At 73.2% G+C, this 25,656-nt stretch carries 22 protein-coding genes; 10 read left to right on the forward strand and 12 right to left on the reverse strand.

Annotated elements, in window-relative coordinates:
- Nucleotides 1-178: 178 nt before the first annotated feature.
- Nucleotides 179-1,339 (forward strand): sensor histidine kinase, encoded by a 1,161-nt coding sequence (locus tag ACIQBJ_RS12545; protein WP_400707902.1) that lies wholly within the window; start codon nt 179-181, stop codon nt 1,337-1,339.
- Entirely contained in the window at nt 1,336-1,998 is a 663-nt protein-coding gene (locus tag ACIQBJ_RS12550) for a response regulator (RefSeq protein WP_400707904.1), read from the forward strand. Before ACIQBJ_RS12545 ends, ACIQBJ_RS12550 begins: the two co-directional genes overlap by 4 nt.
- Before the next feature lie 24 nt (nt 1,999-2,022).
- Here the strand turns inward: ACIQBJ_RS12550 and ACIQBJ_RS12555 are convergent, their stop codons facing one another.
- The gene (locus ACIQBJ_RS12555) at nt 2,023-3,021 is read right to left on the reverse strand and encodes an NAD-dependent epimerase/dehydratase family protein (RefSeq protein ID WP_400707906.1); all 999 of its coding nucleotides are present in this window, start codon (nt 3,019-3,021) and stop codon (nt 2,023-2,025) included.
- 167 nt (nt 3,022-3,188) lie between these two features.
- Entirely contained in the window at nt 3,189-4,970 is a 1,782-nt protein-coding gene (locus ACIQBJ_RS12560) for a hypothetical protein (protein WP_400707908.1), read from the reverse strand.
- Between the two features lie 152 nt (nt 4,971-5,122).
- On the opposite strand from ACIQBJ_RS12560, the gene radA reads away from it, so the two are divergent.
- Together radA and disA are read left to right on the forward strand one after the other, a co-directional pair.
- Nucleotides 5,123-6,664, forward strand: coding sequence for a DNA repair protein RadA (gene radA / locus ACIQBJ_RS12565; protein WP_400707910.1), 1,542 nt, complete (start codon nt 5,123-5,125; stop codon nt 6,662-6,664).
- A gap of 133 nt (nt 6,665-6,797) precedes the next feature.
- The gene (disA, locus tag ACIQBJ_RS12570; protein WP_400707912.1) at nt 6,798-7,904 is read left to right on the forward strand and encodes a DNA integrity scanning diadenylate cyclase DisA; all 1,107 of its coding nucleotides are present in this window, start codon (nt 6,798-6,800) and stop codon (nt 7,902-7,904) included.
- A gap of 7 nt (nt 7,905-7,911) precedes the next feature.
- On the opposite strand, the gene ACIQBJ_RS12575 is transcribed toward disA, so the two are convergent.
- Entirely contained in the window at nt 7,912-8,541 is a 630-nt protein-coding gene (locus ACIQBJ_RS12575; protein WP_400707914.1) for a helix-turn-helix domain-containing protein, read from the reverse strand.
- A gap of 118 nt (nt 8,542-8,659) precedes the next feature.
- Here ACIQBJ_RS12575 and ACIQBJ_RS12580 point away from each other — a divergent pair, with 118 nt between their 5' ends.
- Nucleotides 8,660-9,907 carry an MFS transporter gene (locus ACIQBJ_RS12580; RefSeq protein WP_400707916.1) on the forward strand — a complete coding sequence of 416 codons (1,248 nt, stop codon included), beginning with the start codon at nt 8,660-8,662 and terminating at the stop codon, nt 9,905-9,907.
- Nucleotides 9,908-10,109: 202 nt separating this feature from the next.
- Here the strand turns inward: ACIQBJ_RS12580 and ACIQBJ_RS12585 are convergent, their stop codons facing one another.
- On the reverse strand, nt 10,110-10,946 hold the full coding sequence (locus ACIQBJ_RS12585) for a hypothetical protein (protein ID WP_400707918.1): 837 nt from the start codon (nt 10,944-10,946) through the stop codon (nt 10,110-10,112).
- A gap of 133 nt (nt 10,947-11,079) precedes the next feature.
- Here ACIQBJ_RS12585 and ACIQBJ_RS12590 point away from each other — a divergent pair, with 133 nt between their 5' ends.
- Entirely contained in the window at nt 11,080-11,841 is a 762-nt protein-coding gene (locus ACIQBJ_RS12590) for a rhomboid family intramembrane serine protease (RefSeq protein WP_400707920.1), read from the forward strand.
- Between the two features lie 35 nt (nt 11,842-11,876).
- A complete protein-coding gene (locus ACIQBJ_RS12595; protein WP_400707922.1) occupies nt 11,877-12,782 on the forward strand; it encodes an A/G-specific adenine glycosylase in 906 nt (301 codons plus the stop codon).
- A 112-nt stretch (nt 12,783-12,894) separates the two neighbouring features.
- Here ACIQBJ_RS12595 and ACIQBJ_RS12600 read toward each other — a convergent pair whose 3' ends face one another.
- Nucleotides 12,895-14,511 (reverse strand): MDR family MFS transporter, encoded by a 1,617-nt coding sequence (locus ACIQBJ_RS12600; RefSeq protein WP_400707924.1) that lies wholly within the window; start codon nt 14,509-14,511, stop codon nt 12,895-12,897.
- 211 nt (nt 14,512-14,722) lie between these two features.
- Between ACIQBJ_RS12600 and ACIQBJ_RS12605 the strand changes: the two genes are divergently transcribed.
- Nucleotides 14,723-15,319: a TetR/AcrR family transcriptional regulator gene (locus ACIQBJ_RS12605; RefSeq protein ID WP_400707926.1), complete on the forward strand. Its 597-nt coding sequence runs from the start codon at nt 14,723-14,725 to the stop codon at nt 15,317-15,319.
- Nucleotides 15,320-15,367: 48 nt separating this feature from the next.
- Here the strand turns inward: ACIQBJ_RS12605 and ACIQBJ_RS12610 are convergent, their stop codons facing one another.
- Nucleotides 15,368-16,306 carry a M23 family metallopeptidase gene (locus tag ACIQBJ_RS12610; protein ID WP_400707928.1) on the reverse strand — a complete coding sequence of 313 codons (939 nt, stop codon included), beginning with the start codon at nt 16,304-16,306 and terminating at the stop codon, nt 15,368-15,370.
- A gap of 340 nt (nt 16,307-16,646) precedes the next feature.
- Here ACIQBJ_RS12610 and ACIQBJ_RS12615 point away from each other — a divergent pair, with 340 nt between their 5' ends.
- Nucleotides 16,647-17,765, forward strand: coding sequence for a threonine aldolase family protein (locus ACIQBJ_RS12615; RefSeq protein WP_400707930.1), 1,119 nt, complete (start codon nt 16,647-16,649; stop codon nt 17,763-17,765).
- Between the two features lie 87 nt (nt 17,766-17,852).
- Here ACIQBJ_RS12615 and ACIQBJ_RS12620 read toward each other — a convergent pair whose 3' ends face one another.
- Together ACIQBJ_RS12620 and ACIQBJ_RS12625 are read right to left on the reverse strand one after the other, a co-directional pair.
- Nucleotides 17,853-20,126, reverse strand: a complete 2,274-nt coding sequence (locus ACIQBJ_RS12620) for an immune inhibitor A domain-containing protein (protein WP_400708153.1) — start codon at nt 20,124-20,126, stop codon at nt 17,853-17,855.
- A 436-nt stretch (nt 20,127-20,562) separates the two neighbouring features.
- The gene (locus ACIQBJ_RS12625; RefSeq protein ID WP_400707932.1) at nt 20,563-23,082 is read right to left on the reverse strand and encodes an ATP-dependent Clp protease ATP-binding subunit; all 2,520 of its coding nucleotides are present in this window, start codon (nt 23,080-23,082) and stop codon (nt 20,563-20,565) included.
- 467 nt (nt 23,083-23,549) lie between these two features.
- On the opposite strand from ACIQBJ_RS12625, the gene ACIQBJ_RS12630 reads away from it, so the two are divergent.
- Entirely contained in the window at nt 23,550-24,026 is a 477-nt protein-coding gene (locus ACIQBJ_RS12630) for a hypothetical protein (protein ID WP_400707934.1), read from the forward strand.
- On the opposite strand, the gene ACIQBJ_RS12635 is transcribed toward ACIQBJ_RS12630, so the two are convergent.
- The 4 genes from ACIQBJ_RS12635 to ACIQBJ_RS12650 all read right to left on the reverse strand — a co-directional run bounded on the left by ACIQBJ_RS12635 (nt 24,002) and on the right by ACIQBJ_RS12650 (nt 25,655).
- Nucleotides 24,002-24,358 carry an Lsr2 family protein gene (locus ACIQBJ_RS12635; protein ID WP_400707936.1) on the reverse strand — a complete coding sequence of 119 codons (357 nt, stop codon included), beginning with the start codon at nt 24,356-24,358 and terminating at the stop codon, nt 24,002-24,004. The genes ACIQBJ_RS12630 and ACIQBJ_RS12635 overlap by 25 nt on opposite strands.
- A gap of 104 nt (nt 24,359-24,462) precedes the next feature.
- Nucleotides 24,463-24,990, reverse strand: coding sequence for an amino-acid N-acetyltransferase (locus ACIQBJ_RS12640; RefSeq protein WP_400707938.1), 528 nt, complete (start codon nt 24,988-24,990; stop codon nt 24,463-24,465).
- An 11-nt stretch (nt 24,991-25,001) separates the two neighbouring features.
- Nucleotides 25,002-25,394, reverse strand: a complete 393-nt coding sequence (locus ACIQBJ_RS12645; RefSeq protein WP_400707940.1) for a BlaI/MecI/CopY family transcriptional regulator — start codon at nt 25,392-25,394, stop codon at nt 25,002-25,004.
- A 108-nt stretch (nt 25,395-25,502) separates the two neighbouring features.
- Entirely contained in the window at nt 25,503-25,655 is a 153-nt protein-coding gene (locus tag ACIQBJ_RS12650; RefSeq protein WP_400707942.1) for a hypothetical protein, read from the reverse strand.
- Nucleotide 25,656 lies beyond the last annotated feature (1 nt).

Consider the following 25,656-nt stretch of genomic DNA (forward strand, 5'->3'; position numbering starts at 1 on the left):
GGGTGGCAGCCGGGGGCCGGGGCGGGCGGCCGCGTTGCGACCCCGGTCGGCCCCCGGCCTCCTCCTGCGGTCGTACCCGGGGCGGCCGCTCTCGGCCGGTGGGCCCATGCGCCGGGCCCGGCCGGCGGCCTAGCGTGGGCGGGGCCAGCGCGCCGCCGAGACGACAGGGACGTGCACGATGACCGAGGCCGCCCGGCTCCCGGGTCTCCGGCCGCCGCCGCTGCTGCGCGAGGCGGTGCTGCCGGTCCTGCTCCTGCTGCACCTGCCGGTCGCGTACCCGGCCCGGGAGCTGCCGCTCGCGGCCGCGCTGACCGCCGCGCTGGCGCTGCCGCTGCTGTGGCGCCGCCGCGCCCCGCGCGCGGTGTTCGCGGCGGTGGCCGCCGCCGCGGCCGTCCAGTGGCTGACGGGAGTCCAACTTCCGGCGGACGTCGCCCTGTTGGTGGCTCTGTATACGGTCGCCGCCGAGACCGGGCGGCGCGGGGCGCTGCTCGCCGGGGCGGTGGTGGCGGCCGGGGCGGTGCTGGCCTGTCTGCGCTGGGCGGCGGACGGGGCGTTCGCCACCCTGCTGGTCGCGGCCGTCGCGAGCACGGTGGCCGCCGCGGTGCTCGGCGTGAACGCCTGGACGACCCGGGCCCACCTGGCGACGCTGCGGGAGCGGGCCGCGCAGTTGGAGCAGGACCAGCGGGGGCGGGCCCGGCTGGCCGTCGCCGAGGAGCGGGCCAGGATCACCCGGGAGATGCACGACATCGTCACCCACAACCTGTCGGTGATGGTCGCGCTGACCGACGCCGCCGTGCACGTCCGGCACCGCGCGCCCGAGCGGGCGGACGCCGCGATGCGGCAGATCGCCGAGACCGGCCGGCAGGCGCTGACCGACATGCGGCGGGTGCTGGGCGTGCTGCGCGCCGACGAGCCGGACGCGGCCCGCCACCCGCTGCCCGGCCTCGCCCAACTCGGGGCGCTGGCCGAGCAGATGACCGCCGCCGGGCTGCCGACCCGGCTGGCGGTCAACGGCGGCGGGGGCGTGCCGGCGACCGCCCAGCTCACCGTCTACCGGCTGGTCCAGGAGGCGCTGACCAACGCCCTCCGGCACACCCCCGCCGGGACGCGGGCCGAGGTCCGGGTCGACTGCTCGGCCGTGGCGGTCGAGGTGGCGGTCACCGACAGCGGCCCCCGGGCGGCGCGGCCCGCCGCCCCGTCCGGCGGCCACGGCCTGGCGGGGATGCGCGAGCGCGCCGCCGCCTACGGCGGGACGCTGCGGGCCGGGCCGGGCCCGGACGGCGGCTGGGAGGTCCGCACCCGGCTGCTGCTCGGCGGCGACCCGGTGGCGGCGGCATGACGATCCGGGTCCTGGTCGCCGACGACGAGGCGCTGCTGCGGATGGCGTTCGGCACCGTGCTGGACGCCCAGCCCGACATGGCGGCGGTCGGCGAGGCCGCGGACGGCGCCGAGGCCGTCCGGCTGGCCCGCGAGCTGCGCCCCGACGTCGTCCTGATGGACGTCCGGATGCCGGGGACGGACGGGATCGAGGCGACCCGGCGGATCGTCGCGGACCGGCCGCGCTGCCGGGTGCTGATCCTCACCACCTTCGACCTGGACGCGTACGCCTTCGCCGGGCTGGCGGCCGGGGCCTCCGGCTTCCTGCTGAAGAACACCAGGCCGGAGGAGCTGCTGGCGGCGGTCCGCAGCGTGGCGGCGGGCGACGCGGTGGTGTCGCCGAGGATCACCCGCCGCCTGCTGGAGAGCTGCCGCCCGCACCTGCCGGGCGCGGCCGCCACCGGGCACGAGGAGCGGCTGGCGCGGCTGAGCGCCCGGGAGCGCGAGGTGCTGGTCCAGGTCGGCCGGGGCCTGTCCAACGCGGAGATCGCGGCCGTGCTGCACCTCGCCGAGGCGACCGTGAAGTCGCACCTGGGGCGGGTCCTGCAGAAGCTGGAGCTGCGGGACCGGAGCCGGGCGGTGGTCTTCGCCTACGAGAGCCGACTGGTCCGCCCGGCCTGACGGCCGCCTCGACCTGACGGTTCGTCAACTGCCGAGCAGGGACTGCTCCTTGGCGGGGTCGAGGCCGAGCGGGGTCTCCAGCTGCCGGTAGGCGACCTCGGCGCGGCCGCCGGACTCCAGCCAGGCCCAGGTGTCGCGGACGGTGTCCGCGAGCGGGCGGATCCGCAGGCCCGCGGCGACGGCGGCGGTCGAGTCGGCCTGCCAGGTGCCGAGCCAGCCCTCGGCGGCGGGCGCCCAGAGCGGGAGTTCGGTCCACGGCGCGACCTCGGCGCCGAGCAGGGTCGCGTCCGCCGTCCAGGCGAACTCGGCGTCGGAGCCGGTCGCGGCCCGGCAGGCGTCGAGGAGTTCGCCGGTGGTCGCGGAGCCGGGCGGCGCGGTGGTGACGAACCGGCCGGTGGCGCGCCGCTCGGCGAGGTCGAGCCCGAAGGCGGCGAAGTCGCGGGCGTCGATCAGGCTGATCGGGCGGTCGGCGGCGCCGGGGGCGAGGACCCGGCCGCCGCGGGCGACCCGGTCGAGCCACCAGGGGAGCCGGCCGATCGGCTCGTGCGGGCCGATCAGCAGGCCGCAGTTGAGGATCACGCTCGGGCCGTCGTGGTTCTCCAGCAGGGCGCGCTCGCAGCCCGCCTTGAGGGCGGTGGCGAAGGGCTGGTCGGGCGGCAGGTCGCCGGCGCACGCCAGCAGCTCGGACTCCGGGCCGACCGGCCGGGCGGGCCAGTCGGCGAAGGCGTGCACCGAGGACACGAAGCCGTAGTGCCCGGTCCGGCCGGAGAGCAGGCGGGCGGTCTGCGCGACGTCGTGCGGCTGCTGGCCGGAGGTGTCGACCACGGCGTCCCACTGCCGGCCGTCGACCAGGCGGCGCAGGTCGTCGAGGCTGCCGCGGTCGCCGTGGACGGCCTCGACGCCGGGTAGGTCGGTGCGGCTGACCCCGCGGTTGTAGGTGGTGACGCGGTGGCCGCGGGCGAGGGCCTCGGCGGCGTAGGCGCGGCCGAGGAACTTGGAACCGCCGAGCAGAAGGATGTCCATGCCGTGGAGCGTTCCCGAAGCATCCGCCGGGAGTCCGGATTTCTCCCGTCGGCAGAGCGGTTTCGCCCACGGCGGACGGCTCGGGCCGGTCCCCGGCGCCCCGGTGCGGCCCGGACGGAGTCGTTCCCGCCGACCCCGTCCGGTGTCCCGGCGGCCCCCTTCAGGCTTCAGGAGGACGGCGTGGCGGAGCCCGAGGGGGAGGCGTCCGGCGACCCGGTCGGCCCGGGCGGGGCCGGGGACCCGGAGGCGGGCGGCGCGGAGGAGGGCGGGGTGGACGACGCCGGTGCGGACGGGGTGTCGGACGGGCCCGGCGAGGAGGGCGTGGCGGGGGCGCTGGGCGTGCCGGTCGAGGGGGACGAGGGGAACGGGGAGGCCGCCGGGTCGGAGGGGCCCGACGACGGGGTCGGCGTCGGCTCCGGGGTGGGGACGCCGCGCTGGTCGGTGCCGCCCTCCAGGGTCACCACCGCCTCGGACGGCGGCAGCGCCACGTGCGCCGTCCACTTCGACCGGGGCGCCCGGGTCTCGTCCACGGTGACGGTGACGGTGATCCGCTGGCCGGGGGCCAGGGAGCCGGAGTCGCGGCTCAGCCGGAGCCAGTCCACGTCCAGCACGGCGTGCCAGGAGAGCGTGTCGCCACCGGAGTTGGTGAGGGTGAGGACGGTGCGGCTGCCGTACTCGCCGGCCTCCACGGTCAGCTGGTCGGCGACCGAGGCGGGCGGGGCGGGCTCCGCGGTCAGGGCGGGGTTGGAGAGCGGGGTGGAGCGGTGCGAGGGCACCGGAACCACCGGACCCTGGAACGTCGGCAGGGACGTTTCTGCGGCCACCGCGCCCGCCAACTGCAGGGTGCCCGTCGCGGGCGGCAGCGCCGCTACCGCCGTGGGCTCCGGCACCGGCACCCGCTGCCCGGTCGGCGCGTCCACCCGGACCGAGGACACCGCCGAGGCCGGCTCCGCCCCGCCGTCCCGGTGCGCGCCCCACAGCGCCACCACCGGCGCGGCCAGCACGGCCGCCAGCACCCCGGTGGTCACCACCCGCTGGCGCACCGCCGAGGGGCGCGGCGGCGCCGTCAGCCGGTGCCGGGGGAAGCCCTGCCGGTCGAAGCGCGGCTCGGCCGGCCCCTGGGCGGCCCGCCGGCCGGCCGCCGCGCCCGCCAGGAAGGCGGTGCCGCCGCTCGCCGCGGCGGGGCGCAGCGGCCCCGGCGCGGCCAGCAGCGGCAGGCCCGGCAGCCCGGCCAGGCCGTGCCCGAGCTGGCCGGCGACGCGCTCCGCGGTGCCCCGGCAGGTCGGGCACTCGACCAGGTGCAGCACCAGTTCGCGGCGGAGCGCCGGGCCGAGCACCCAGCCGCGCCAGGACTCCGCGCCGACCCCGCCGAGCTGCGCCAGCTCGGGGCAGGAGCCGACGCCGAGCACCAGCAGCGCCGTCCTGGTCCGGCCGACCTCGGCGCCGGCCGCGTCCAGCAGCGCGGCCGCGTCCTCGGGGGTGAGGCCGAGCACCGCGGCGACCTCGGGGCCGGCCAGCCGGTGCCGGACCGCCAGCTCCAGCGCCTCGCGCTGCTCGGGGTCGGTGCCGGCGGCCTCCGGCCAGGCCAGCGAGGCGAGTTCGCGGCGCCGCTCGCGGGCGGTGCCGGGCGGCGGTGCCGACAGCGCCGACAGCGCGGACGGGGCGGCGGCGAGGGGCGCGTCGGCGGCCCCGGGGCCGTCCAGCCGGGCCAGGCAGCGGTGCCGGGCCAGCGCGTACAGCCAGGCGCGGAGCAGTTCCGGGTCGGTGAGCCGGTCGCCGTGGCGCCGGGCCAGGTCGCGGACCTCCAGGACGGCGGCGGCGGCCGCGTCGTGCTCGCAGAGCACGGACAGGCAGTAGGTGAACAGGCCGTCGACGCACGCGGCGTAGGCGCGCAGGGCGGGGGAGGCGTCGGAGGGGGCGTCGACGGGGTGGGGCTGGCCGGTGGTCACGTCGTCGACGTTAGGCAGCCGAAACCCGCCGCCCGGAGGGTTTCGGCCGTTTGTCCTTCTTTCGGGTAACAGGACCGATTTCTTGTTCGCCCGTTCGACGCCGTTCGGGTGACGTCCGGGCGTTGTCGGTGCGAGGCGCTACCGTGGCCCGCATGGCTGCCCGTACCAAGACCACCGCCAAGCCGCGCTCCTCGTACCGCTGCACCGAGTGCGGGACCCAACTGCTCAAGTGGGTCGGCCGCTGCCCCGAGTGCAACGCCTGGGGCACGGTCGAGGAGTACGGCGCGGTGCCGATCCGCACCACGGCGGCCGGGCCGGTCTCCTCGGCGGCCAAGCCGATCGGGCAGGTCGACGGGCAGGTCGCGACGGCGCGCTCGACCGGCGTGCCGGAGCTCGACCGGGTGCTCGGCGGCGGCCTGGTGCCGGGTGCGGTGGTGCTGCTGGCGGGCGAGCCCGGCGTCGGCAAGTCCACCCTGCTGCTGGACGTCGCGGCGAAGGCCGCCTCCGAGCGGCACCGCACGTTGTACGTCACCGGCGAGGAGTCGGCCGGGCAGGTCCGGCTGCGCGCGGACCGGATCAACGCGCTCTCCGACCACCTCTACCTGGCCGCCGAGCAGGACCTGGGCGCGGTGCTCGGCCACATCGAGGCGGTCAACCCCTCGCTCCTGATCCTGGACTCGGTGCAGACCATCGCCTCCGCCGAGCTGGACGGCGCGCCGGGCGGCCCCGCGCAGGTCCGCGAGGTGGCGGGCGCGCTGATCCGCGCCTCCAAGGAGCGCGGCATGGCGACGCTGCTGGTCGGCCACGTCACCAAGGACGGCCAGATCGCCGGCCCCCGCCTGCTGGAGCACCTGGTGGACGTGGTGCTCTCCTTCGAGGGCGACCGGCACGCCCGGCTCCGGCTGATCCGCGGCGTCAAGAACCGCTACGGCGCGACCGACGAGGTCGGCTGCTTCGAACTGCACGACGAGGGCATCGTCGGCCTGGCCGACCCGTCCGGCCTGTTTCTGACGCGCCGTGACAAGCCGGTCCCCGGCACCTGCCTGACGGTCACTTTGGAGGGCAAGCGCCCGCTGGTGGCGGAGGTGCAGGCGCTGATGGTGGACTCGCAGATCCCCTCGCCGCGGCGGACCACCTCGGGCCTGGAGTCGCCGCGGATCGCGATGATCCTGGCGGTGGTGGAGCGGCACGGCGGCGTGAAGCTCGGCAAGCAGGACATCTACACGGCGACGGTCGGTGGCGTGAAGCTCACCGAGCCCTCGGCGGACCTGGCGATCGCCCTGGCGGTGGCCTCCTCCTCGACCGACACGCCGCTGCCGAGCAACCTGGTGGCGATCGGCGAGGTCGGCCTGGCGGGCGAGGTGCGGCGGGTGACGGGCGTGCAGCGCCGCCTGGCGGAGGCGCACCGGCTCGGGTTCACGCACGCCCTGGTGCCGCCGGACCCGGGCAAGGTCCCGGCGGGCATGAAGGTGGTCGAGGTCGCCGACATCGGCGAGGCGCTGCGCGCGATCCCGGGCCGCCGGCCGCGCGCGAAGGCCCGTCAGGAGGAGGGCGCCGCGGGCCGTCCCCCGGCCGGTCGTGCCGGCGCCGACGCCGCGCCGCCCGTCCGGTCCCGGGCGCAGGCCCCCGTCCAGGCGTATCCGGAGGAGCTGATGGCGGGCTGGGAGCCGGTCGACCCGGACGAACTGGGCTGACCCACGTCCCGCCGCCGCCGCGCGCAGTTAGACTTCACCTGCTGATTGGTATCAATCGCAGGAACAGCAGCAGGAACAACAGACAGACCGTCGGCCGCCGCGGCACACGGTCCGGGTCGGCCCAAGGAGTCACGTGGCAGCCATCGACCGGGCGGACAAGTCCTCCCGCGAGGAGGCCCTGCTGCGGGCCTCCCTCAGTGCGATCGCGCCGGGCACGGCGCTGCGGGACGGGCTGGAGCGGGTGCTCCGGGCCAACACCGGCGGCCTGATCGTCCTCGGCTTCGACAAGAGCGTGGACGCGCTCTGCACCGGCGGTTTCGTGCTGGACGTCGAGTTCACCGCCACCCGGCTGCGCGAACTGTGCAAGCTGGACGGCGCGGTGGTGCTGGACAAGGACATCACCAAGATCCTCCGGGCCGGCGTGCACCTGATGCCGGACGCCAACATCCCCACCGACGAGACCGGCACCCGGCACCGCACCGCGGAGCGGGTCAACCGGCAGACCGGCTTCCCGGTGGTCGCGGTCTCGCACTCGATGCGGCTGATCGCCATCTACGTCAACGGCGCCCGCCGGGTGCTGGAGGACTCCACCACCGTGCTGTCCCGCGCCAACCAGGCGCTGGCCACCCTGGAGCGCTACAAGCTCCGGCTGGACGAGGTGGCGGGCACCCTCTCGGCGCTGGAGATCGAGGACCTGGTCACCGTCCGGGACGTCTCGGCCGTGGTGCAGCGCCTGGAGATGGTCCGGCTGATCGCCGGCGAGATCGCCGGGTACGTGCTGGAGCTCGGCACCGACGGCCGGCTGCTCTCGCTCCAGCTGGACGAGCTGATCGCGGGCGTCGAGCCGGAGCGCGAACTCGTGGTCCGCGACTACTTCCCGGACCGCGCGGCGAAGAAGGGCCGCACCGTCACCGAGGTGCTGTCCGACCTGGAGGCGCTGACCCACGCCGAGCTGCTCGACCTGCAGACGGTCGCCAAGGCGCTCGGCTACACCGGCACCCCCGAGTCGCTGGACTCGGCGGTCTCGCCGCGCGGCTACCGCCTGCTGGCGAAGGTGCCGCGGCTGCCGAACACCGTCATCGAGCGGCTGGTCGACCACTTCGGCGGGCTGCAGAAGCTGCTCGCCGCGTCCATCGACGACCTGCAGACGGTGGAGGGCGTCGGCGAGACCCGGGCCCGCTCGGTGCGCGAGGGGCTGTCCCGGCTCGCCGAGTCCTCGATCCTGGAGCGGTACGTCTGACGGACCGTCAGTCCGCCTGCGGCTTCAGGGCGTAGAGCAGCAGGAACAGGTTGACCTCGACCGCGTCGGGGTCGTCGGACTCGCCCTGCTCGAACACCTCGTCCAGCGCCTGGTCGATCCGGGCCCGCAGGGTGCGCAGCTGGTCGAGCGTCATCCGGGTGCTGGAGTGCGCGAACTTGCCCGGCCGCGGGTTGCCCTGCGCGGCCGGGGTCAGGTCGACCCGGCCCGCCAGGAAGGACCGCCGGAAGTCGGCCCGCACCAGGTCCATCGCCGCGAGCATCGCGTTCAGCGCGGCCGACGGCTCGCCGTCGTCCTCCGCGTACACCTCCGGCGACAGCCGCAGTGACTGCTGGGCCGAGCGGTAGCGGCTCTCCACGATGCCCGACACCACCCGGGTCTCGGCGACGTACACCAGCCCCGTCTGCTCCAGCTGTTTGACGTGCCGGTACAGCTTGGTCGGCGCCTCGTCCAGCTCGGCCGCGATCTCCTTCACCGAGAGCGGCTCCGGGTCGTGCCTCATCAGCGCCCCGAGGACGCCCAGCCGCAACGGGTCCGCCAGGGCCTTCAGCGTCGCGACGTCCGTGACCTCGCGCTCCTTCATCTGCTCCACCACGTCCACATTCAGCCACAGCGTCAACGCTTGCGCAATTGTTCACGGCCGTGCAACCATTCACGCAAGCGTGAATGGTTGTGAGTGCGTGAACGTTGCTGCCGTAGTGAACGTGCGCACGCGTGGGACTGACGGGGTGGCAGTGATGACGGTGACCGACGAACAGGTGGCGGCTCCCGCGGTGGAGCCGGTGCCGCTGCGCCGCAACTGGCGCTTCCAGACCCTGTGGGCCGGCTCGGCCTCCTCGATGCTCGGCACCTGCGTCGCCGACACCGCGTACCCGCTGCTGCTGCTCGCCATGACCGGCTCCCCGACGCTGGCCGGCGCGTTCGGCGCCTGCCAGTTCGGCGCCTCCGTCCTGTTCGGCCTGCACGGCGGCGTCGTCGCCGACCGGTACGACCGGCGCCGGGTGCTGATCCTCGCCGACAGCGTCCGGCTGCTGACCGCGCTCAGCGTCGCGGTGGCCCTGCTGCTGCACCGGCTGACCGTCCCGCACACCCTGCTCGCCGCCGCCGTCATCGGCGCCACCATGGCCTACGGTGCCCCTTCCCGGATGCTCGCGCTGCGCGCCGTCGTCCCGCCCGAGCAGCTCCGCCAGGCCCTCTCCCAGGACGAACTCCGGGTCAACGGCGCCGCGTTGGCCGGCCCCCCGCTGGCCGGCCTGCTGCTCGGCCTCGGCCGGGCCGTGCCCTTCCTCACCACCGTCCTGACCTCGGCGCTCGCCCTCGGCGCCTCGGTCGCCGTCCGCTTCGACAGCCCGGCGCGCGACGGGGCCGCGACGCCCCGGAAGGAGAAGGGGGCGGCGTTCGCGGGCCTGCGCCACCTGTTCCGCAGCCCGGTGCTGCGGGCCACCGTGCTGGTCGTGGTCGCGCTCAACGTGGCGGGCTCGGCGATGCTGCTCGCCGTCATGGTCCTGCTCCGCGACGGCGGCACCTCCGAGGTCGGCACCGGCCTGGTCCTCACCGGCGAGGCCGTCGGCGGCCTGCTCGGCGCGCTGTTCGTCTCCCGCCTGCACGGGCGGCTCGCGCCCGGCGCGCTGCTGCTCGCCGTCGGGTGGATCGCCGCGCTGATGTTCGCCCTCCCGGCGTTCGCGGGCGGGCCGGTGGTGGTCTTCGCCGCGCTCACCGTCATGTCGCTGGGCGTGCCCGCGCTGCGGGTGATGCTCGACGTGCTGGTGTTCCAGCGCGTCCCCGAGGAGATGCGCGGCCGCGCGGTGGCCGGAACGATGACCCTCCTGATGGGCGGCCTCCCGATCGGCAGCATGACCGCCGGCCTCCTCCTCGACCACCTCGCGGCCGACACCGTCCTCCTGCTGCTCGCCACCGCCCTCGCCGCGGCCCTCCTCCCGGCCACGCTGGGGCGGGGTCTGCGGGGGACGAGCTGGAACTCTTAGGCAACTGCAGGGGAACAATCAGGGGACCGGGGAACGGCGGGGCCGAGAGGCTTCGGGCCGGGACACGGTGGGGCGCCACGGGGCTTCCGCCGAGGACCTTCGGCCCGAAACGGGGCAGCGCCTCGCGGCCCGTCGGGCATCAGCCCCTCGGCGCCGCCGTTCCCCGGGCCCCTGACGGGGCTCCCTGGAGGGGGCTCTCCGCCTAGGAGTTCTCGAGGCGGATCGAGGTGCGGGCGGAGAGCGGCCCGGCCGGGGGGATGGTGAGGTCGGCCTGGACGAGGTAGTTGCCGGGCTGGGCCGGGGTGGGGTCGGGGGTGGCGCACTGGGGCTTGGAGCGGGTGCGGTCCCAGGTGAAGGTCTCGGTGACGCCGCTGTTGCCGGCGATCTGGGCCCAGGCGTCGGCGCGTTCGGGGACGCAGTCGGCGGAGGACCAGACCCGCTCGTTGGAGCTGGAGGTCACGGTGATCGCCGAGTTCTCCCGGGAGAGGTTGACCCGGCAGGCCGACCCGGAGGAGTTGCGGACCGTCAGGGCCAGCCGCGGCTTGTCCTTCACCGCGTACGCGTTCTGCGCCGAGGCCAGCTCCAGCGTCAGCTGCGAGGTGGTGCAGACCGGGAGGGCCATCACCTCGGGGGTGTTGACGGCGGGCGAGGCGCCGCCGCCGGGGCGGGAGTTGCCGCCGCCCGTGCCGCCCGAGCCGCCGGTCGAGGACCCGCCGCCCGTGCTGCCGCCGCCGGTGACGCTGATGTCGCCGCCCGCGCCGCCGCCGGTCGAGGACCCGCCGGTGGAGGACCCGCCGGTGCCGCCGGGGCGGGTGGTGATGGCGGGGCCGCTGGGGGACGCGCCCGGGTCGATGGACTGGGCGGGGGCGGGCAGGGGGGTGCCGCTGCCGGCCTTCTTCGGATCGCCGCCGCCGTCCCGGCCGAACACGAGCCAGCCCACCAGCAGCAGGACCAGCGCGAGGACGGTCATGGCGACGACGCGGCGCCGCCAGTAGATCGAGGCGGGCAGCGGTCCGACGGGCTGGCGCAGAGAAGGCACGGGCAAACTCTACGAGACGGTGTGGACCTGTTGACGCATCAACACCGCACCGGGAGCACTTCTTTCACATGATCCGCCATTTGCTCCGTAAGGGGGACTCGACAGCCCGGCGTGTCGCCCTATAGTCGCCCTCATGGCCCCCGCGCACGAACCCGCTCCCGGTACGCCCCCGACCCTCGATCCCGCGCAACTGATCGCCGAGGCGCGCCGGGCGTTCTTCACGGTGTTCACGGTGGTCTGCCTGGTCTGGGCGGTCCAGTTGGTGAACTGGCTGACGGACGAGCGGCTGGCGCTGCTGCACGGCATCCGGGCCCGGGACGCGGGCAGCCTCGGGTACCTGCTGACCGCCCCGTTCCTGCACCTGAACTGGCAGCACCTGGAGGGCAATTCGGGCCCGCTGTTCGTCTTCGGGTTCCTCGCCGCGTACCGGGGCGTGCGCAAGTTCCTCGGGCTGACGGCGCTGGTGGTGGTGACCAGCGGCATGGCGGTGTGGCTGTTCGAGCGGACGGACGTGGTGACCGTCGGCGCCAGCGGCGTGATCTTCGGGTACTTCGGCTACGTGGTGCTGCGCGGCGTGTTCGACCGGAACCTGATCGACACCCTGATCGGCCTGGCGATGGGCGCGTCCTTCGCCTACATCCTGACCACGGCGGTGCCGGGCACGCCGGGGGTGTCCTGGCTGGGGCACCTGGGCGGGCTGGTCGGCGGCCTGGCGGGGGCGTGGATCTTCCGGACCAGGGGCGCGAAGGCCCCGGCGTCGCTCACCGCCGCGGCGGCCCGCCGGAACGGGGCGGTGCCCGCCCCGGCGGAGGCCCCGGCGCAGCCGCAGATCGGGCCGGCGCCGGTCAGCCCGCGCGCGGACCTGCTGAAGGAGCTCGACGACCTGGGGCTTTAAGGCCCGGCGGGTGGTCGTGGCAGGATCGGGGGGCCATGGTTGCCACTGCTTCGACTCCCGCCCCCGGCGCCCTCCAGGCGCTGCACTCGACCGTCATCGGCTGGTACGAGGCGCATGCCCGCGATCTGCCCTGGCGGACCGCGGACGCCTCGCCCTGGGCGGTGATGGTCAGCGAGTTCATGCTCCAGCAGACGCCGGTGAAGCGGGTGCTGCCCGCGTACGCGGCCTGGCTGGAGCGCTGGCCCACCCCCGCCGCGCTGGCCGCGGACACGCCCGGCGAGGCGGTCCGGCTGTGGGGCCGGCTCGGCTACCCGCGGCGGGCGCTGCGGCTGCACGCCGCCGCGGTGGCGATCACCGAGCGGCACGGCGGGGAGGTGCCGTCCGACCACGCGGCGCTGCTGGCGCTGCCCGGGGTGGGGGAGTACACGGCGGCGGCGGTCGCCTCGTTCGCGTTCCGGCAGCGGCACGCGGTGCTGGACACCAACGTGCGCCGGGTGTTCGCCCGCGCGGTCACCGGCGTCGAGTACCCGGCCAACGCCACCACCGCGGCCGAGCGGCGGACCGCGACCGAACTGCTGCCGGCCGGCGAGGAGCGGGCCGCGACCTGGGCGGTGGCGGTGATGGAGCTGGGCGCCCTGGTGTGCACCGCGCGCGGCCCGGAGTGCGGCGCCTGCCCGTTGAAGGCGCGGTGCGCCTGGCAACTGGCGGGCTGCCCGCCGTACGAGGGCCCGGCCCGGCGCGGGCAGACCTACGAGGGCACCGACCGGCAGGTCCGCGGCAAGCTGCTGGCGGTGCTGCGGGAGTCCCACGGGCTGGTCGCCCAGGAGCAGTTGGACGTGGTGTGGCCGGACGCGGTGCAGCGGGCCCGGGCGCTGGACGGGCTGGTCGCGGACGGGCTGGTGGAGCCGGTCGGCCCGGGCACCTACCGGCTGCCGCAGTAGCGGGCGCGCGGCGCGGCGGCGGGGCAGCGGCGGGCGGGGAAGCGGCGGGCGGGAACGCCGGAGCGGCCCGGGGCGGGTGCCCCGGGCCGCTTCGGCGTGCTGCGGGCGGTCGTCAGACCGCGCCCTCCAGGGCGGCGTCCGCCTTGGCCTCGGCGGCGGCCGGGCCGCCGCGCAGCGCGACCTCGCGGACGAACAGCGCGGCCGCCACGGCGACCAGGCAGATCACGGTGCCCCACAGGAAGACGGTGTGCATGCCGTTGGAGATGCCGTGCCGGTAGGCGTCCAGCACGTTCGCCGGCAGGTGCTGCAGGGTGGCCGGGTTCATCGCCGACATGCCCTCGCCGCCGCCCTGCTTCATGTGGGCGAGCACCTCCGGCGGCAGCTTCTGGAGGCTGTCGTTGACCTGGTTGGTGTACAGGGTGCCGAACAGCGCGACGCCGAAGGAGCCGCCGATGGTGCGGAACAGGGTGGCGGAGGAGGAGGCGACGCCCATGTCCTTCAGCTCGACGCTGTTCTGCGCGACCAGCATGGTGACCTGCATCAGGAAGCCCATGCCGGCGCCGAGCACCACCATGTAGCAGGAAGAGGTGAAGCTCTTGGTGTCCACCGAGAGGGTGGAGAGCAGCAGCGTTCCGCCGGTCATCACCACGGTGCCGATGATCGGGTAGATCCGGTACTTGCCGGTCTTGGTGATGGCCTGGCCGACCACCAGGGAGACCACCAGCATGCCGAACATCATCGGCATCAGCAGCAGGCCGGAGTTGGTCGCCGAGGCGCCCTGGACGATCTGCTGGTAGGTGGGCAGGAAGGTCACCGCGCCGAACATCGCGAAACCGACGATGAAGCCGATGATCGAGACCATGGTGAAGTTGAGGTTGCGGAACAGGCCGAGCGGGATGACCGGCTCGGCGACCCGCTGCTCGACGTAGCAGAAGCCGATCAGCGAGGCGACGCCGAGCGCGGCCAGGCCGAGGATCTGCTTGGAGCCCCAGGCGTACTCGTGGCCGCCCCAGGTGGTGATCAGGACCAGCGAGACGATGCCGACGGTCAGCAGCAGCGAGCCCAGGTAGTCGATCTTCGCGTTCGAGCGGACCTTGGGCAGCTTCAGCACGACCACCACGAAGGCCAGCGCGACCGCGCCGAGCGGCAGGTTGACGTAGAACGTCCAGCGCCAGGACAGGTGGTCGGTGATGAAGCCGCCGATCAGCGGGCCGCCGACGGTGGCCAGCGCCATGACGGCGGCGAACATGCCCTGGTACTTGCCGCGGTCCCGCGGGGCGACCAGCGCGCCCATGATCGACATCACGCCGACCATCAGGCCGCCGGCGCCCAGGCCCTGGACGGCGCGGAAGGCGATCAGCTGGTCCATCGACTGCGACAGGCCGGACAGCGCCGAGCCGACCAGGAAGATCACGATCGAGACCAGGAACGAGCCCTTGCGGCCGTACAGGTCGCCGACCTTGCCCCAGATCGGGGTGGAGGCGGCGGTGGCCAGGGTGTAGGCCGTCACCACCCAGGACATGTGCTCGGAGCCGTGCAGCTCGCCGACGATGGTCGGCATCGCGGTGCCGACGATCAGGTTGTCGAGCATGGCGAGCAGCATGGTGATCACCAGGCCCACCATCACCAGGCGGATCTCGCGCGGCGAGCGCTGCTCGAACTCCTCGGGCTTCTTCCCGAGGTCGGTCGATGGCTCCTCCGGAGCCGCCTCGGACTGCTGGGTTGTCATGGTGCGTCTCCCGGGGCGCAGGTGCCGCGGTGTGGTCCGCGGCCGTACTTACTTGACGACCGGCTAGTTAATCGCCGTGCGGCACGGTAGGTTGTTCCCCAGTCGGTCGTCAAGCCAGTTTCGCCGCAGGCCCACTGGGCAGGGAGAATGCGAATCGAAACGGGCGTCGAAGACCCGTCCCGCACCCGCTTCCCGAGGCAGGCCGCCAGCGATGACCACCACCCAGAGCCCCCGCAGCGACACCCGAGCGCGGATCATCGACGTGGCGCTGGAGCTGTTCGCCGAGAACGGCTACGAGAAGACCTCGCTCCGCGAGATCGCCGACCGCCTCGGCGTCACCAAGGCCGCCCTGTACTACCACTTCAAGACCAAGGACGACATCGTCCGCGGCATCGTCGAGAAGATGGCCGCCCCGCTGGACGACGCCATCGCCTGGGGCGACGGCCGCCCCTGGTCCACGGAGCTGCGCGACGAGCTGCTGCGCCGGTTCGCCGCCGGGATGGGCGAGCGGGCCCCGCTGCTGCGCTTCTTCCACGAGAACCAGCCCGCGCTGCGCGACTCCGCGGCCGGCACGGCCTTCAAGGAGCGGATGCTCCGGATGATCACCCTGCTGCACGGGCCGGAGCCGACCTTCCGCGACCGGCTGCGCGCCACCGTCGCGCTGACCTCGATGCACTCGGCGATGTTCCTGCTCAAGGCGGACCTGTGCGAGCCCGGGCAGCCCGTCCCCACCGTGGACGAGGCGATGGAGGCCGCCCTGGAGGTCGCGCTGGAGGTCGCCGCACGCATCGAGCCGCCCGCGCGGTAGGCGCGGACGGCTCGACGGGGGAGTGCCCGGGAGGGCCGGGGCGGCGGATCAGAGGTCGGTCGCGCCGTGGCCCTTCAGGTAGGCGACCGGGTCGATCACCTTCGCGTACGCGTTGGCGGTGCGGATCTCGAAGTGCAGGTGCGGGCCGTGCGAGTTGCCGGTGTTGCCGGACTTGCCGACCTGCTGCCCGGCGTCGACGTGCTGCCCGGCCTTCACGCCCAGCTGGGACAGGTGCGCGTACTGGGCGAACCGGCCGTCGGAGAGCTTCAGCACGACCTGGTTGCCGTAGGCCCCGGCCCAGCCGGCCGAGACCACGGTGGAGTCGCCGACCGCGAGCACCGGGGTGCCGACCTGCACCGCGAAGTCGGTGCCGGTGTGGTAGCCGGCCGCGTAGGCGGCGTTGGTCCGGTGGTAGGGGTTGCTGATGCTCGCGCCGGGCGCGGGGGAGGACCACGCGGGCTTCGGCGCGGGCTGCTCGGCGGGCGCGGGGGCCGGCTGCTCGGCCGGGGCGGCCGGGGCGGCGGCGGGCAGTTCGGTGCGCTGCTCGCTCCGGGAGGCGGCCTGCTCCTGCGGCGCGGGGGCGTCCTGGTGCGGCGCGGTGGCGGGCACCAGGCCCGCCACGACCGGGTCGTGGCCGGCGTCCTGGTGCGGCCCGCTGTCGGCCAGGCTGGCGACGATCGCGTCGTGGGCGCTGTCGTGGGCCTTCCCGGCCGGCTGGGCGTGCTGGTCGGCGGCCCGGCCCAGCAGCACGTCCTCGACGGTGAAGACGGACGTCCCGACGGCCTGCGCGGCCTGGGCGGTCTGGGCGGCGGCGTTCCCGCCGGGCACCAGCAGCGCGCCGAAGGCGACCACGACGGCGCCGGAGGCCAGCGCCAGGGCGGGGGCGCGGCGGACGGCGGCGGGGGAGTCGGGGCGCAGCGCGGACCGGACGTGCTGGGCGCCGATCGCCTGGAGAAGCCGGCGGCCGGTGGCGGGGAACTGTCGCATCGGGAGTCGGGACCTCACGGACGGGGCCGGACCGGGGCCGAGCCGCAGGGGCTCGCCGGACCGGTGGAACGACTCCGGTGTAAACGAACCGGACCCGCGGGCCCAAAGGTGTGACCTACGACGGCGGATAGTGCGGACGGCGGGGGGAGGAGGCCCCGAGAGCTTCGGGCAGAACGGCTTTTTTCCTCCCAAACCTCCTATCGGGGGTAGGACTTCCCGAACGGCCTGTGACCATCGCCACCGGCGGCCGACCGGTTTGGGCCCGAACCGGCCCGGGTAGAACGGGCTTTCGAACCAGCTGCGCCATCCGATCCACCGAACCGTCGGAGATGATCAGCTGATGAACGACACCCCACCCCCGGACCGCCGGTTCACCGCGCGCCGCCAGGCCGACCGCCTGCTGTCCGGGCTCCGCCCCCAGACCGTCCGCGAGTCCCTGGCCGACCTGGCCGCCCTCGCCGACGGCCCCCACCCGCTGGACGGACCGGTCGACAAGTACGGCGACGGCCTGGTCCGCACCCTGGAGCGCCGGGTCGCCGACCTGCTCGGCAAGCCCGACGCCGCCTACTTCCCCACCGGCACGATGGCCCAGCAGGCCGCCCTGCGGACCTGGGCCGACACCCACGGCCCGGTGGTCGGCATGCACCCGCTGGCCCACCCCGAGGTGCACGAGCGCGGCGCCCACCGGGTGCTCTCCGAGCTGCGCACCGTCCCGCTGACCACCGCGCGCCGCCTGCCCACCGCGGCCGAGCTGGCCGCCCTCGACGAGCCCTACCACGTCCTGATGCTGGAGCTCCCGCTGCGCGACGCGGGTTTCCTGCTGCCCTCCTGGGGCGAGCTCGACGCGCTGTACGACCTGGCCGAGGAGCAGGGCCGCCCGGTCCACCTGGACGGCGCCCGGCTCTGGGAGTCCACCGCGCACTTCGGCCGCCCGCTGCCGGAGATCTGCGCCCGGGCCGGCTCGGTCTACGTCTCCTTCTACAAGTCGCTGGGCGGCCACAGCGGCGCGATGGTGGCCGGCGAGGAGGAGTGGGTCCGCCGGCTCAAGGTCTGGCGGCACCGCTACGGCGGCCAGATCTGGCAGCAGTGGCCCGCCGTGCTGTCCGCGCTGGCCGGCCTGGACCGCGAACTGCCCCGGCTGCCCGCCTACACGGCGCACGCCAGGACGGTCGCCGCCGCGCTGGCCGCCGCCGCCCCCGACGCCCGGGTCCACCCCGAGCCGCCGCACACCCACCAGTTCCAGCTCTGGCTGCCCCACCCGGCCGAGCGGCTGAACGAGGCCGGCCACCGGCAGGCCGAGGAGCGCGGCACCTCGCTGTTCGGCGGCTGGTGGGAGCCCGGCCCGCTGCCCGGCCTGTCGATGACCGAGGTGACCGTCCAGGCCGACGCCCTGGAGTGGACGGCCGACGAGGTCGCCGCGGCCATGGAGGAGTTCCTCGACCTGCTGCACAAGGGCTGACCCGGCGTCAGGACGGCGAAGTGCCCCGGCGGTTCGGAAACCGCCGGGGCACTCGTGTCCGGTACTGCCGGAGCGTCAGGTGCTACGTCACTTCACGGGCTTGACGTAGACCAGGGCCTCCAGCTCGTTGAAGGACTGCCACAGCACCTGGATCTGGGTCTTGGTGTCGGGCACCTGCACGCTGCTGTACGGGTTGTCCGCCGACCAGTACTTGGTGGTGTGGTCGTTGAACACGGTGACGCCGCGCGAGCTCGGGATCTTGGTGAGCACGTCGGCCTTGTGGATCTTCAGGCCGTCGGTGCGGGCGAAGCTCAGCGTGGAGTCGTAGCCCTGCAGACGCGGGCGCAGCAGGGTGCCGTCGCTCCACTTGAGGGTGTCCGGGTGGATGTCGATCGGGAGGATCAGACCCTGGCCCGGGTGGTTCGCCACGTTGTTGTCCGTCTGCGAGGAGTCCCACAGCCAGATCAGGACACCGTTCTGGTTGGCGTAGTGCTCCACCCAGTTCGGCTTGGCGGCCGAACCGAACAGGTACGGGCCGGTCTTCAGCGTGGTGTCGTACGAGACGTACTGGCGGTTCTCGACCAGGTAGTGCTGGTCGTAGTCCTTGTTGAACTTGCCGGTGATCCGGGAGAACCCGGCGGCGGTCCAGCCGTTGTCGCCGTTCTCGGCGCCGTCGCTGAACACGGCCGTGCCGTCCGCGGTCACCGCGATGTTGTCCAGGGCCAGGCCCTTGTTGTGGACGCCGCCGTCGGTGGTGTTGTGGAAGCGGACCTGCACGGACTTGCCGGCGTAGGCGTCCAGCGAGAACGCCAGGTCGCCCCAGGCGCCGTTCGAGGAGCCGCTGAGGGCGTTGTCCGGGAGCGCGGTGCCGTTGAAGGTGCCGGCCAGCGCGGTCCAGTTCTTGCCGCCGTCGACCGAGACCTCGGCGTACGCGAAGTCGTAGTCCTGCTCCAGGTCGTACCAGGCCTTCGCGGTGAGCGAGGCGGAGGTCTTGCCGGTCAGGTCCACGGTGCGGGTCAGCGTGACGTTCAGGTTGTCGGCGCTGCCGCTCCACCACTCGTTGGCACCCGCGAACGGGGTGTTGATCTCGGTGGTGACGGTCTTCTTCGGCAGGTCGACGACCAGGCCCTGCTTGCGCTTGTTGTTGTACTCGGTCGGGCCGAGCAGGTGCAGCGAGTACTGGCCGGCCTTGGCGGTGTCGTAGTCCAGCCAGCCGAGCTTCAGCTTCGACCAGATGTCCAGGTCGTTCGGCATGTCGCCGATCTCGTTCTTGCCCTCGCCCAGCCAGGAGCCGGACGACATCAGGGACCAGAAGCCGACCGAGTTGTCGATGCCCTGGCCGCTGGTGTCGTACAGGTCCGGCAGACCGAGGTCGTGGCCGTACTCGTGCGCGAACACGCCCAGGCCGCCGTTCTCCGGCTGCATGGTGTAGTCGCCGACCCACAGGCCGGTGGCGCCGATCTGGGTGCCGCCGAGCTTGTTGTTGTCCGGACCGGTCTTGCCGGCCTGGTTGGCGTAGACGTACGAGCGGTGCGCCCACAGGGCGTTGGTGCCCTGCACGCCGCCGCCGGCCGACTGGTCCTCACCGGCGTGGACGATCTGGAAGTGGTCCAGGTAGCCGTCCGGCTCGTTGAAGTTGCCGTTGCCGTTGTAGTCGTAGCGGTCCCACTGGTCGTACTGCGCCAGGTCGGCCTTGATCTGGGCGTCGGTGCGGCCCTTGGCCTTCTGGTCGGCGACCCAGGCGTTGATGCCGTCGCGGATCAGGTCCTGCGCGTTGGCGCAGACGTGCTGGCCGCAGTAGTCCGAGCCGTAGCGGGCCTCGTTCCACGGCACCCGGACCCAGTCGGTCACCAGGCCGTCGACCGAGTACCGGCCGGAGGACTGGCGCTCGTAGTAGGTCTTCAGCGAGGGCTTGTTCGGGGAGAAGTACAGGTCCTGGTAGTGCTGCTGGTTGTAGTCCGCCTGCCAGGCCGTCGAGTTGTTGGTGGCGCGGTCCGGGGCGGCGATCTGGTTCTTCGCCGGGCCGGGGGTGCCGCCGTACTTCACCTTGCCGTCGGGCGTGGTGGTGGTGTTGTCCACCTGGTCGCCGAAGTCGACGAGGATGGTGAAGATCTTGTCGGTGCGCTCACGGGACAGCTCGACGTACTTGTCGCGGCCCAGCTTCACCGAGGTGCCGCTGCCGTGCTTCTCGACCTTGGCACTGCCGTTGACCAGCTGCTCCACGGCGGCGTTCTGCTGCGCCTGCTGCTTGGCCGCGAGCGGGCTCTGCAGTTCGAGCGGAACGCTGTCGTTCTGCGCGGCGTCGGCCGGGTCCTTGACGACCGGGGTCACCGGGGCGGCAGTGGCGGTGCCCGGCAGCATGCCGGCGCCCAGCGCGGCGGACACCGCGATGGCGGCGGAGGCCGCGAGAGCCCTCTTGGTTATGTTCAACGTGGTGACGTCCTCCCCTTACCGGCGCGGCTGTTGGCCCGAACCGGTGAACCAATGCAAGACAGGTGGACGACATTTGACCCAAGGCGCGGTAAAAAAGAAAGACCTTGACCATGGCATGGTCACGCCGCTATGCTCCGGCGGCCCCGCAGGGCTGACGGATCGTCAATCCTCTCGCCGACCAGGCAACTTACCGGTGGGTCGCATCCGCACCGCGACGGACCCCGCCCGTTCGGCGGCCCGCGTGCCCCGATTCACACCACATGGAAACCTAAACAGTTTTTCAACTGAAAGCCGGAACGGAAAAGCCGCCGCCCCCGACCTGTGCGGTCGGGGGCGGCGACTTGTGACGAGCTTTGCGGTGCTATTACTTGGTCAGGTCCGGCCCGGAGGCGGTGACCTCCGCCGGCGTGTCCGCGACCGGGGTCTTCTCCTCGCCGCGGAAGGTGAACTTGGCGTTCTTGCCCTCGCCCTCCACGCCGACCACCACGATGTGGCCCGACCGCAGCTCACCGAACAGGATCTTCTCGGACAGGTGGTCCTCGATCTCCCGCTGGATCGTGCGGCGCAGCGGACGCGCGCCCAGGATCGGGTCGTAGCCGCGCTTCGCCAGCAGGCTCTTCGCCTCCGCGCTGAGCTCGATGCCCATGTCGCGGTCCTTCAGGCGCTGGTCCACCCGCGCGATCATCAGGTCGACGATCTCGATGATGTTCGCCTCGGACAGCTGGTGGAAGACCACGATGTCGTCGACGCGGTTCAGGAACTCGGGGCGGAAGTGCTGCTTGAGCTCCTCGCCGACCTTGGTCTTCATCCGCTCGTAGCCGGCCTGGACGTCACCCGTGGCGGCGAAGCCCAGGTTGAAGCCCTTGGAGATGTCCCGGGTGCCGAGGTTGGTGGTCATGATGATGACCGTGTTCTTGAAGTCCACGACCCGGCCCTGGGAGTCGGTCAGGCGACCGTCCTCCAGGATCTGCAGCAGCGAGTTGAAGATGTCCGGGTGGGCCTTCTCGACCTCGTCGAAGAGGACGACCGAGAACGGCTTGCGGCGCACCTTCTCGGTGAGCTGGCCGCCCTCCTCGTAGCCGACGTAGCCGGGGGGCGAACCGAACAGCCGGGAGACGGTGTGCTTCTCGGAGAACTCGGACATGTCGAGCGCGATCAGCGCGTCCTCGTCCCCGAACAGGAACTCGGCCAGCGTCTTGGACAGCTCGGTCTTACCGACGCCCGAGGGGCCGGCGAAGATGAACGAACCGCCGGGGCGCTTCGGGTCCTTGAGGCCCGCCCGGGTGCGGCGGATCGCCTGGGAGAGCGCCTTGATGGCGTCCTCCTGGCCGATGACCCGCTTGTGCAGCTCGTCCTCCATGCGGAGCAGGCGGGAGGACTCCTCCTCGGTCAGCTTGAAGACCGGGATGCCGGTGGCGGTGGCCAGGACCTCGGCGATCAGCTCCTCGTCCACCTCGGCGACGACGTCCATGTCGCCGGCCTTCCACTCCTTCTCGCGCTTGGCCTTCGCCTGCAGCAGCTGCTTCTCGCTGTCGCGCAGGCCGGCCGCCTTCTCGAAGTCCTGCGCGTCGATCGCGGACTCCTTCTCCCGGCGCACGTCGGCGATCTTCTCGTCGAACTCGCGCAGGTCCGGCGGCGCGGTCATCCGGCGGATGCGCATCCGGGAGCCGGCCTCGTCGATCAGGTCGATCGCCTTGTCCGGCAGGAAGCGGTCCGAGATGTACCGGTCGGCCAGGGTCGCGGCGGCGACCAGGGCGGCGTCGGTGATCGAGACCCGGTGGTGGGCCTCGTACCGGTCGCGCAGACCCTTGAGGATCTCGATGGTGTGCGGGAGCGAGGGCTCGGCGACCTGGATCGGCTGGAAGCGGCGCTCCAGCGCGGCGTCCTTCTCCAGGTGCTTGCGGTACTCGTCCAGCGTGGTGGCGCCGATGGTCTGCAGCTCACCGCGGGCCAGCATCGGCTTCAGGATGGAGGCGGCGTCGATCGCGCCCTCGGCGGCGCCCGCGCCGACCAGGGTGTGCAGCTCGTCGATGAACAGGATGATGTCGCCGCGGGTGCGGATCTCCTTGAGCACCTTCTTCAGGCGCTCCTCGAAGTCGCCGCGGTAGCGCGAACCGGCCACCAGGGCGCCGAGGTCCAGCGTGTAGAGCTGCTTGTCCTTCAGCGTCTCCGGGACCTCGCCCTTGACGATCGCCTGGGCCAGGCCCTCGACGACCGCGGTCTTGCCGACGCCGGGCTCGCCGATCAGCACCGGGTTGTTCTTGGTGCGGCGGGACAGCACCTGCATGACCCGCTCGATCTCCTTCTCGCGCCCGATCACCGGGTCGAGCTTGGCCTCGCGGGCGGCCTGGGTGAGGTTCCGGCCGAACTGGTCGAGGACCAGCGAGGTCGACGGGGTGCCCTCGGCCGGGCCGCCGGCCGTGGCCGACTCCTTGCCGCTGCCGGTCTGGTAGCCGGAGAGCAGCTGGATGACCTGCTGGCGGACCCGGTTCAGGTCGGCGCCGAGCTTCACCAGGACCTGGGCGGCGACGCCCTCGCCCTCGCGGATCAGGCCGAGCAGGATGTGCTCGGTGCCGATGTAGTTGTGGCCGAGCTGAAGGGCCTCGCGGAGCGACAGCTCCAGCACCTTCTTCGCCCGGGGGGTGAAGGGGATGTGCCCGGACGGGGCCTGCTGGCCCTGGCCGATGATCTCCTCCACCTGCTGGCGGACCGCCTCTAGCGAGATGCCGAGGCTCTCCAGCGCCTTTGCGGCGACACCCTCGCCCTCGTGGATCAGGCCCAGGAGGATGTGCTCGGTGCCGATGTAGTTGTGGTTGAGCATCCGGGCTTCTTCCTGTGCCAGGACGACAACCCGCCGCGCGCGGTCGGTGAACCTCTCGAACATCGTTAATCGCTCCTCAGAGCGGTCGGTCAGTTCGGGGGCCGTCCCCGCCCTGTCCTTCCGCATGCTAGTCCCGCTCAGCAGCGCGGCCACGGAACTCCCGCGGAGCGGGAGCAACATGCTGCGCGACCAGCCGACACCTTTCCCAACCTGATGCTGGGAGACGGTGTTCCCAGCCGCGGGCCCGATGCACCGGATACCGCTACGCCAACGGCGAACACGGTCCGGTCGAACCGGCGGACCGGTCCCGCGAAGTGCTGCGTCCGGGCTCCTTCGACCCCGTCCACCAGCATTCATACCCGGTAACGCGGCGGGTTTCGCGTGCTTTCCGGGGTGCGCGTGTTCGCCCGGCGAGAAGTCGGCCGGCCCGACGCCCGGGCTGACGGATCATCAGGTCGGCCGCGGGGGGCGTACCGCCATACCGGTGGCGGTCCCGTGACCGGGTCGGCCCCTCCGGCGTTGCACAGGCCGTGACCCGCCCGCCGCCGGCTCCCGCCCGCCCGTCGGCCGCGCTCCGCGCGGCGCCGGGGACCTGGCGCGGATCGGACCGGGTCAGCGCGCCGCTCGGCCCCGGGCTCGCCGCGCTGGAGCGGCTGGAGCGGCTGGGCCGGAACGCCGGGCCGGTGCTGCGGCACCGCGGCCGGGCGGTCTTCCTGCTCGCGCCCGGCACCGCCGAGCCGGTGCCCGACCTGCTGGCCTGGCTCGGCTGGGGGCCCGAACTGCGGCTGCCCGTCGAGAGCGCCGCCGCGCACCCGGGGAACCCCCGGGTGCCCGAACCGCGGACCTCGGACTGGCTGCGGGCCGGCGCGCCGCGGCCCGTGCTGGACCTGCGCTCGCCCGACCTGCTCTGCCTGCTCGACGCCCTGGCGGACGCCTGCGCGCGGGACCGGCTGGGCCTGCCGCCCGCGGTGACCCCGGAGGGTCAGGAGGCGTGCGCCCGCTCGTAGGCCTCGCGCACGTTGCTCGGGACGCGGCCGCGGTCGTTGACCGGGTGGCCGTTCTCCTTCGCCCAGTTGCGGATCTTGGCCGTGTCGGCCTGCCCGGACGCGGCGGCGCGCCCGGCACCCCGGGTGCCCCCGCTGCGGCGCGGCGCGGTCAGCCGGCCGCTCTGCTTGCGGCCCTTGTCGACGTACGGGGCCAGCAGACCGCGGAGCTTCTCCGCGTTGTCGCTTTTCAGATCGATCTCGTAGGCCACGCCGTCGAGGGCGAACGTCACGGTCTCGTCGGCGGATCCACCGTCGAGGTCGTCTTCCAGAATGACCTGAACCCTCTGTGCCACGGGCTTCCCTTTCCGCGATAACGGTCCATTGCCTAGAGAAAGGAAAGCGTCTTTTCCCGGAAAACACAAACCCCTGTGTCGCAGGTCGCGTCCCTGGGCATGAGTCAGAGGTGCAGCAGCATCCGCGAGTTGCCCAGCGTGTTCGGCTTCACCCGCTCCAGGTCGAGGAACTCGGCGACGCCTTCGTCGTACGAGCGCAGGAGTTCTTCATAGACTTCTGTGGCCACGGCCGCCGGGTCTGCCGTACGATCGTCGTTTTCGCCGATCTCCACGAAGCCGTGTTTCGAGAAGAACGCCACCTCGAACGTCAGGCAGAAAATCCGACGGACGCCGAGCCAGCGCGCGGTCTCCAGCAGCTTGTCCAGCAGTTGGTGGCCGATACCGAGCCCCTTGCAGACCGGATCGACCGCCAGGGTGCGCACCTCGGCGAGGTCTTCCCACATCACGTGCAGGGCGCCGCAGGCCACCACCCGGCCGTCCTCGTCGCGCTCGGCGACCCAGAACTCCTGGACGGATTCGAACAGGGTGACGGTCGGCTTGTCGAGCAGAATGCCGTTCCGCGCGTACGCGTCGATGAGCCGGCGGACGGCGCGCACGTCGGTGGTCCGCGCACGGCGGATGGTGACCTCCATGCCGGGGAACGTTATCGTGCCGCGGGGGGCCGGGTCTCCTCGGTATCGGCCCCCGCCACCCGGAGGGCGTCGCGCAGCCACTCGCGCTGTTCCGGCGACATCATCCCGAAGAAGTGCACCAGCGCGGCGGCCGGATTGTCACTCGTCCCCCAGGCGTCGTTCATCAGCGCGGCGGTGTATGCCTCGCGGGAGGAGACCGGTTCATAACGGTATGCGCGTCCGTCGCGCTCCCGGCGCACCCAGCCCTTTCGATACAGCTTGTCGAGCACCGTCATGACGGTCGTGTACGCGATTTCGCGTTCCGACCGCAGATCCTGCAGAACCTCTCGAACCGTGACCGGGCGGTTCCACCGCCAGACCCTGGTCATGATGTCGTTCTCGAGTTCTCCGAGTTGCCGCACCATAGTGCGGCCAAGGATAGGACCGATGGGGACAAAAGACCGCAAACGTCGAACGGCCCGGCGTGCCGTTCCCCGGGAAGGGGGAACGGCACGCCGGGCCGGGACGGTCCGCTATTCGGCCGCGGAACGCGCGGCCATGGCCTCGGCCGCGGCGTCCTCCTTGGCCTTCTGGGCGCCGCCCTGGCTGCGGATGATGGCCCGCACCAGGAAGGCGAAACCGATCGCCATCACCAGCGGCGGAACGATCGCGCTGACGTACTCCATC

Origin of the sequence: Kitasatospora sp. NPDC088391 (assembly GCF_044753345.1) — a bacterium.
Lineage (GTDB): Bacteria > Actinomycetota > Actinomycetes > Streptomycetales > Streptomycetaceae > Kitasatospora.

Excerpts from the sequence above, each read along its gene's own strand:
- ACIQBJ_RS12595 (WP_400707922.1), top strand. The coding sequence starts at position 11,877 with ATGGTTGCCACTGCTTCGACTCCCGCCCCCGGCGCCCTCCAGGCGCTG.
- ACIQBJ_RS12590 (WP_400707920.1), top strand. The coding sequence starts at position 11,080 with ATGGCCCCCGCGCACGAACCCGCTCCCGGTACGCCCCCGACCCTCGAT.
- ACIQBJ_RS12555 (WP_400707906.1), bottom strand. The coding sequence starts at position 3,021 with ATGGACATCCTTCTGCTCGGCGGTTCCAAGTTCCTCGGCCGCGCCTAC.
- ACIQBJ_RS12580 (WP_400707916.1), top strand. The coding sequence starts at position 8,660 with ATGACGGTGACCGACGAACAGGTGGCGGCTCCCGCGGTGGAGCCGGTG.
- ACIQBJ_RS12545 (WP_400707902.1), top strand. The coding sequence starts at position 179 with ATGACCGAGGCCGCCCGGCTCCCGGGTCTCCGGCCGCCGCCGCTGCTG.
- ACIQBJ_RS12615 (WP_400707930.1), top strand. The coding sequence starts at position 16,647 with ATGAACGACACCCCACCCCCGGACCGCCGGTTCACCGCGCGCCGCCAG.
- ACIQBJ_RS12550 (WP_400707904.1), top strand. The coding sequence starts at position 1,336 with ATGACGATCCGGGTCCTGGTCGCCGACGACGAGGCGCTGCTGCGGATG.
- ACIQBJ_RS12650 (WP_400707942.1), bottom strand. The coding sequence starts at position 25,655 with ATGGAGTACGTCAGCGCGATCGTTCCGCCGCTGGTGATGGCGATCGGT.
- ACIQBJ_RS12605 (WP_400707926.1), top strand. The coding sequence starts at position 14,723 with ATGACCACCACCCAGAGCCCCCGCAGCGACACCCGAGCGCGGATCATC.
- ACIQBJ_RS12600 (WP_400707924.1), bottom strand. The coding sequence starts at position 14,511 with ATGACAACCCAGCAGTCCGAGGCGGCTCCGGAGGAGCCATCGACCGAC.
- ACIQBJ_RS12620 (WP_400708153.1), bottom strand. The coding sequence starts at position 20,126 with ATGCTGCCGGGCACCGCCACTGCCGCCCCGGTGACCCCGGTCGTCAAG.
- ACIQBJ_RS12645 (WP_400707940.1), bottom strand. The coding sequence starts at position 25,394 with ATGGTGCGGCAACTCGGAGAACTCGAGAACGACATCATGACCAGGGTC.
- ACIQBJ_RS12625 (WP_400707932.1), bottom strand. The coding sequence starts at position 23,082 with ATGTTCGAGAGGTTCACCGACCGCGCGCGGCGGGTTGTCGTCCTGGCA.
- ACIQBJ_RS12610 (WP_400707928.1), bottom strand. The coding sequence starts at position 16,306 with ATGCGACAGTTCCCCGCCACCGGCCGCCGGCTTCTCCAGGCGATCGGC.
- ACIQBJ_RS12640 (WP_400707938.1), bottom strand. The coding sequence starts at position 24,990 with ATGGAGGTCACCATCCGCCGTGCGCGGACCACCGACGTGCGCGCCGTC.
- radA (WP_400707910.1), top strand. The coding sequence starts at position 5,123 with ATGGCTGCCCGTACCAAGACCACCGCCAAGCCGCGCTCCTCGTACCGC.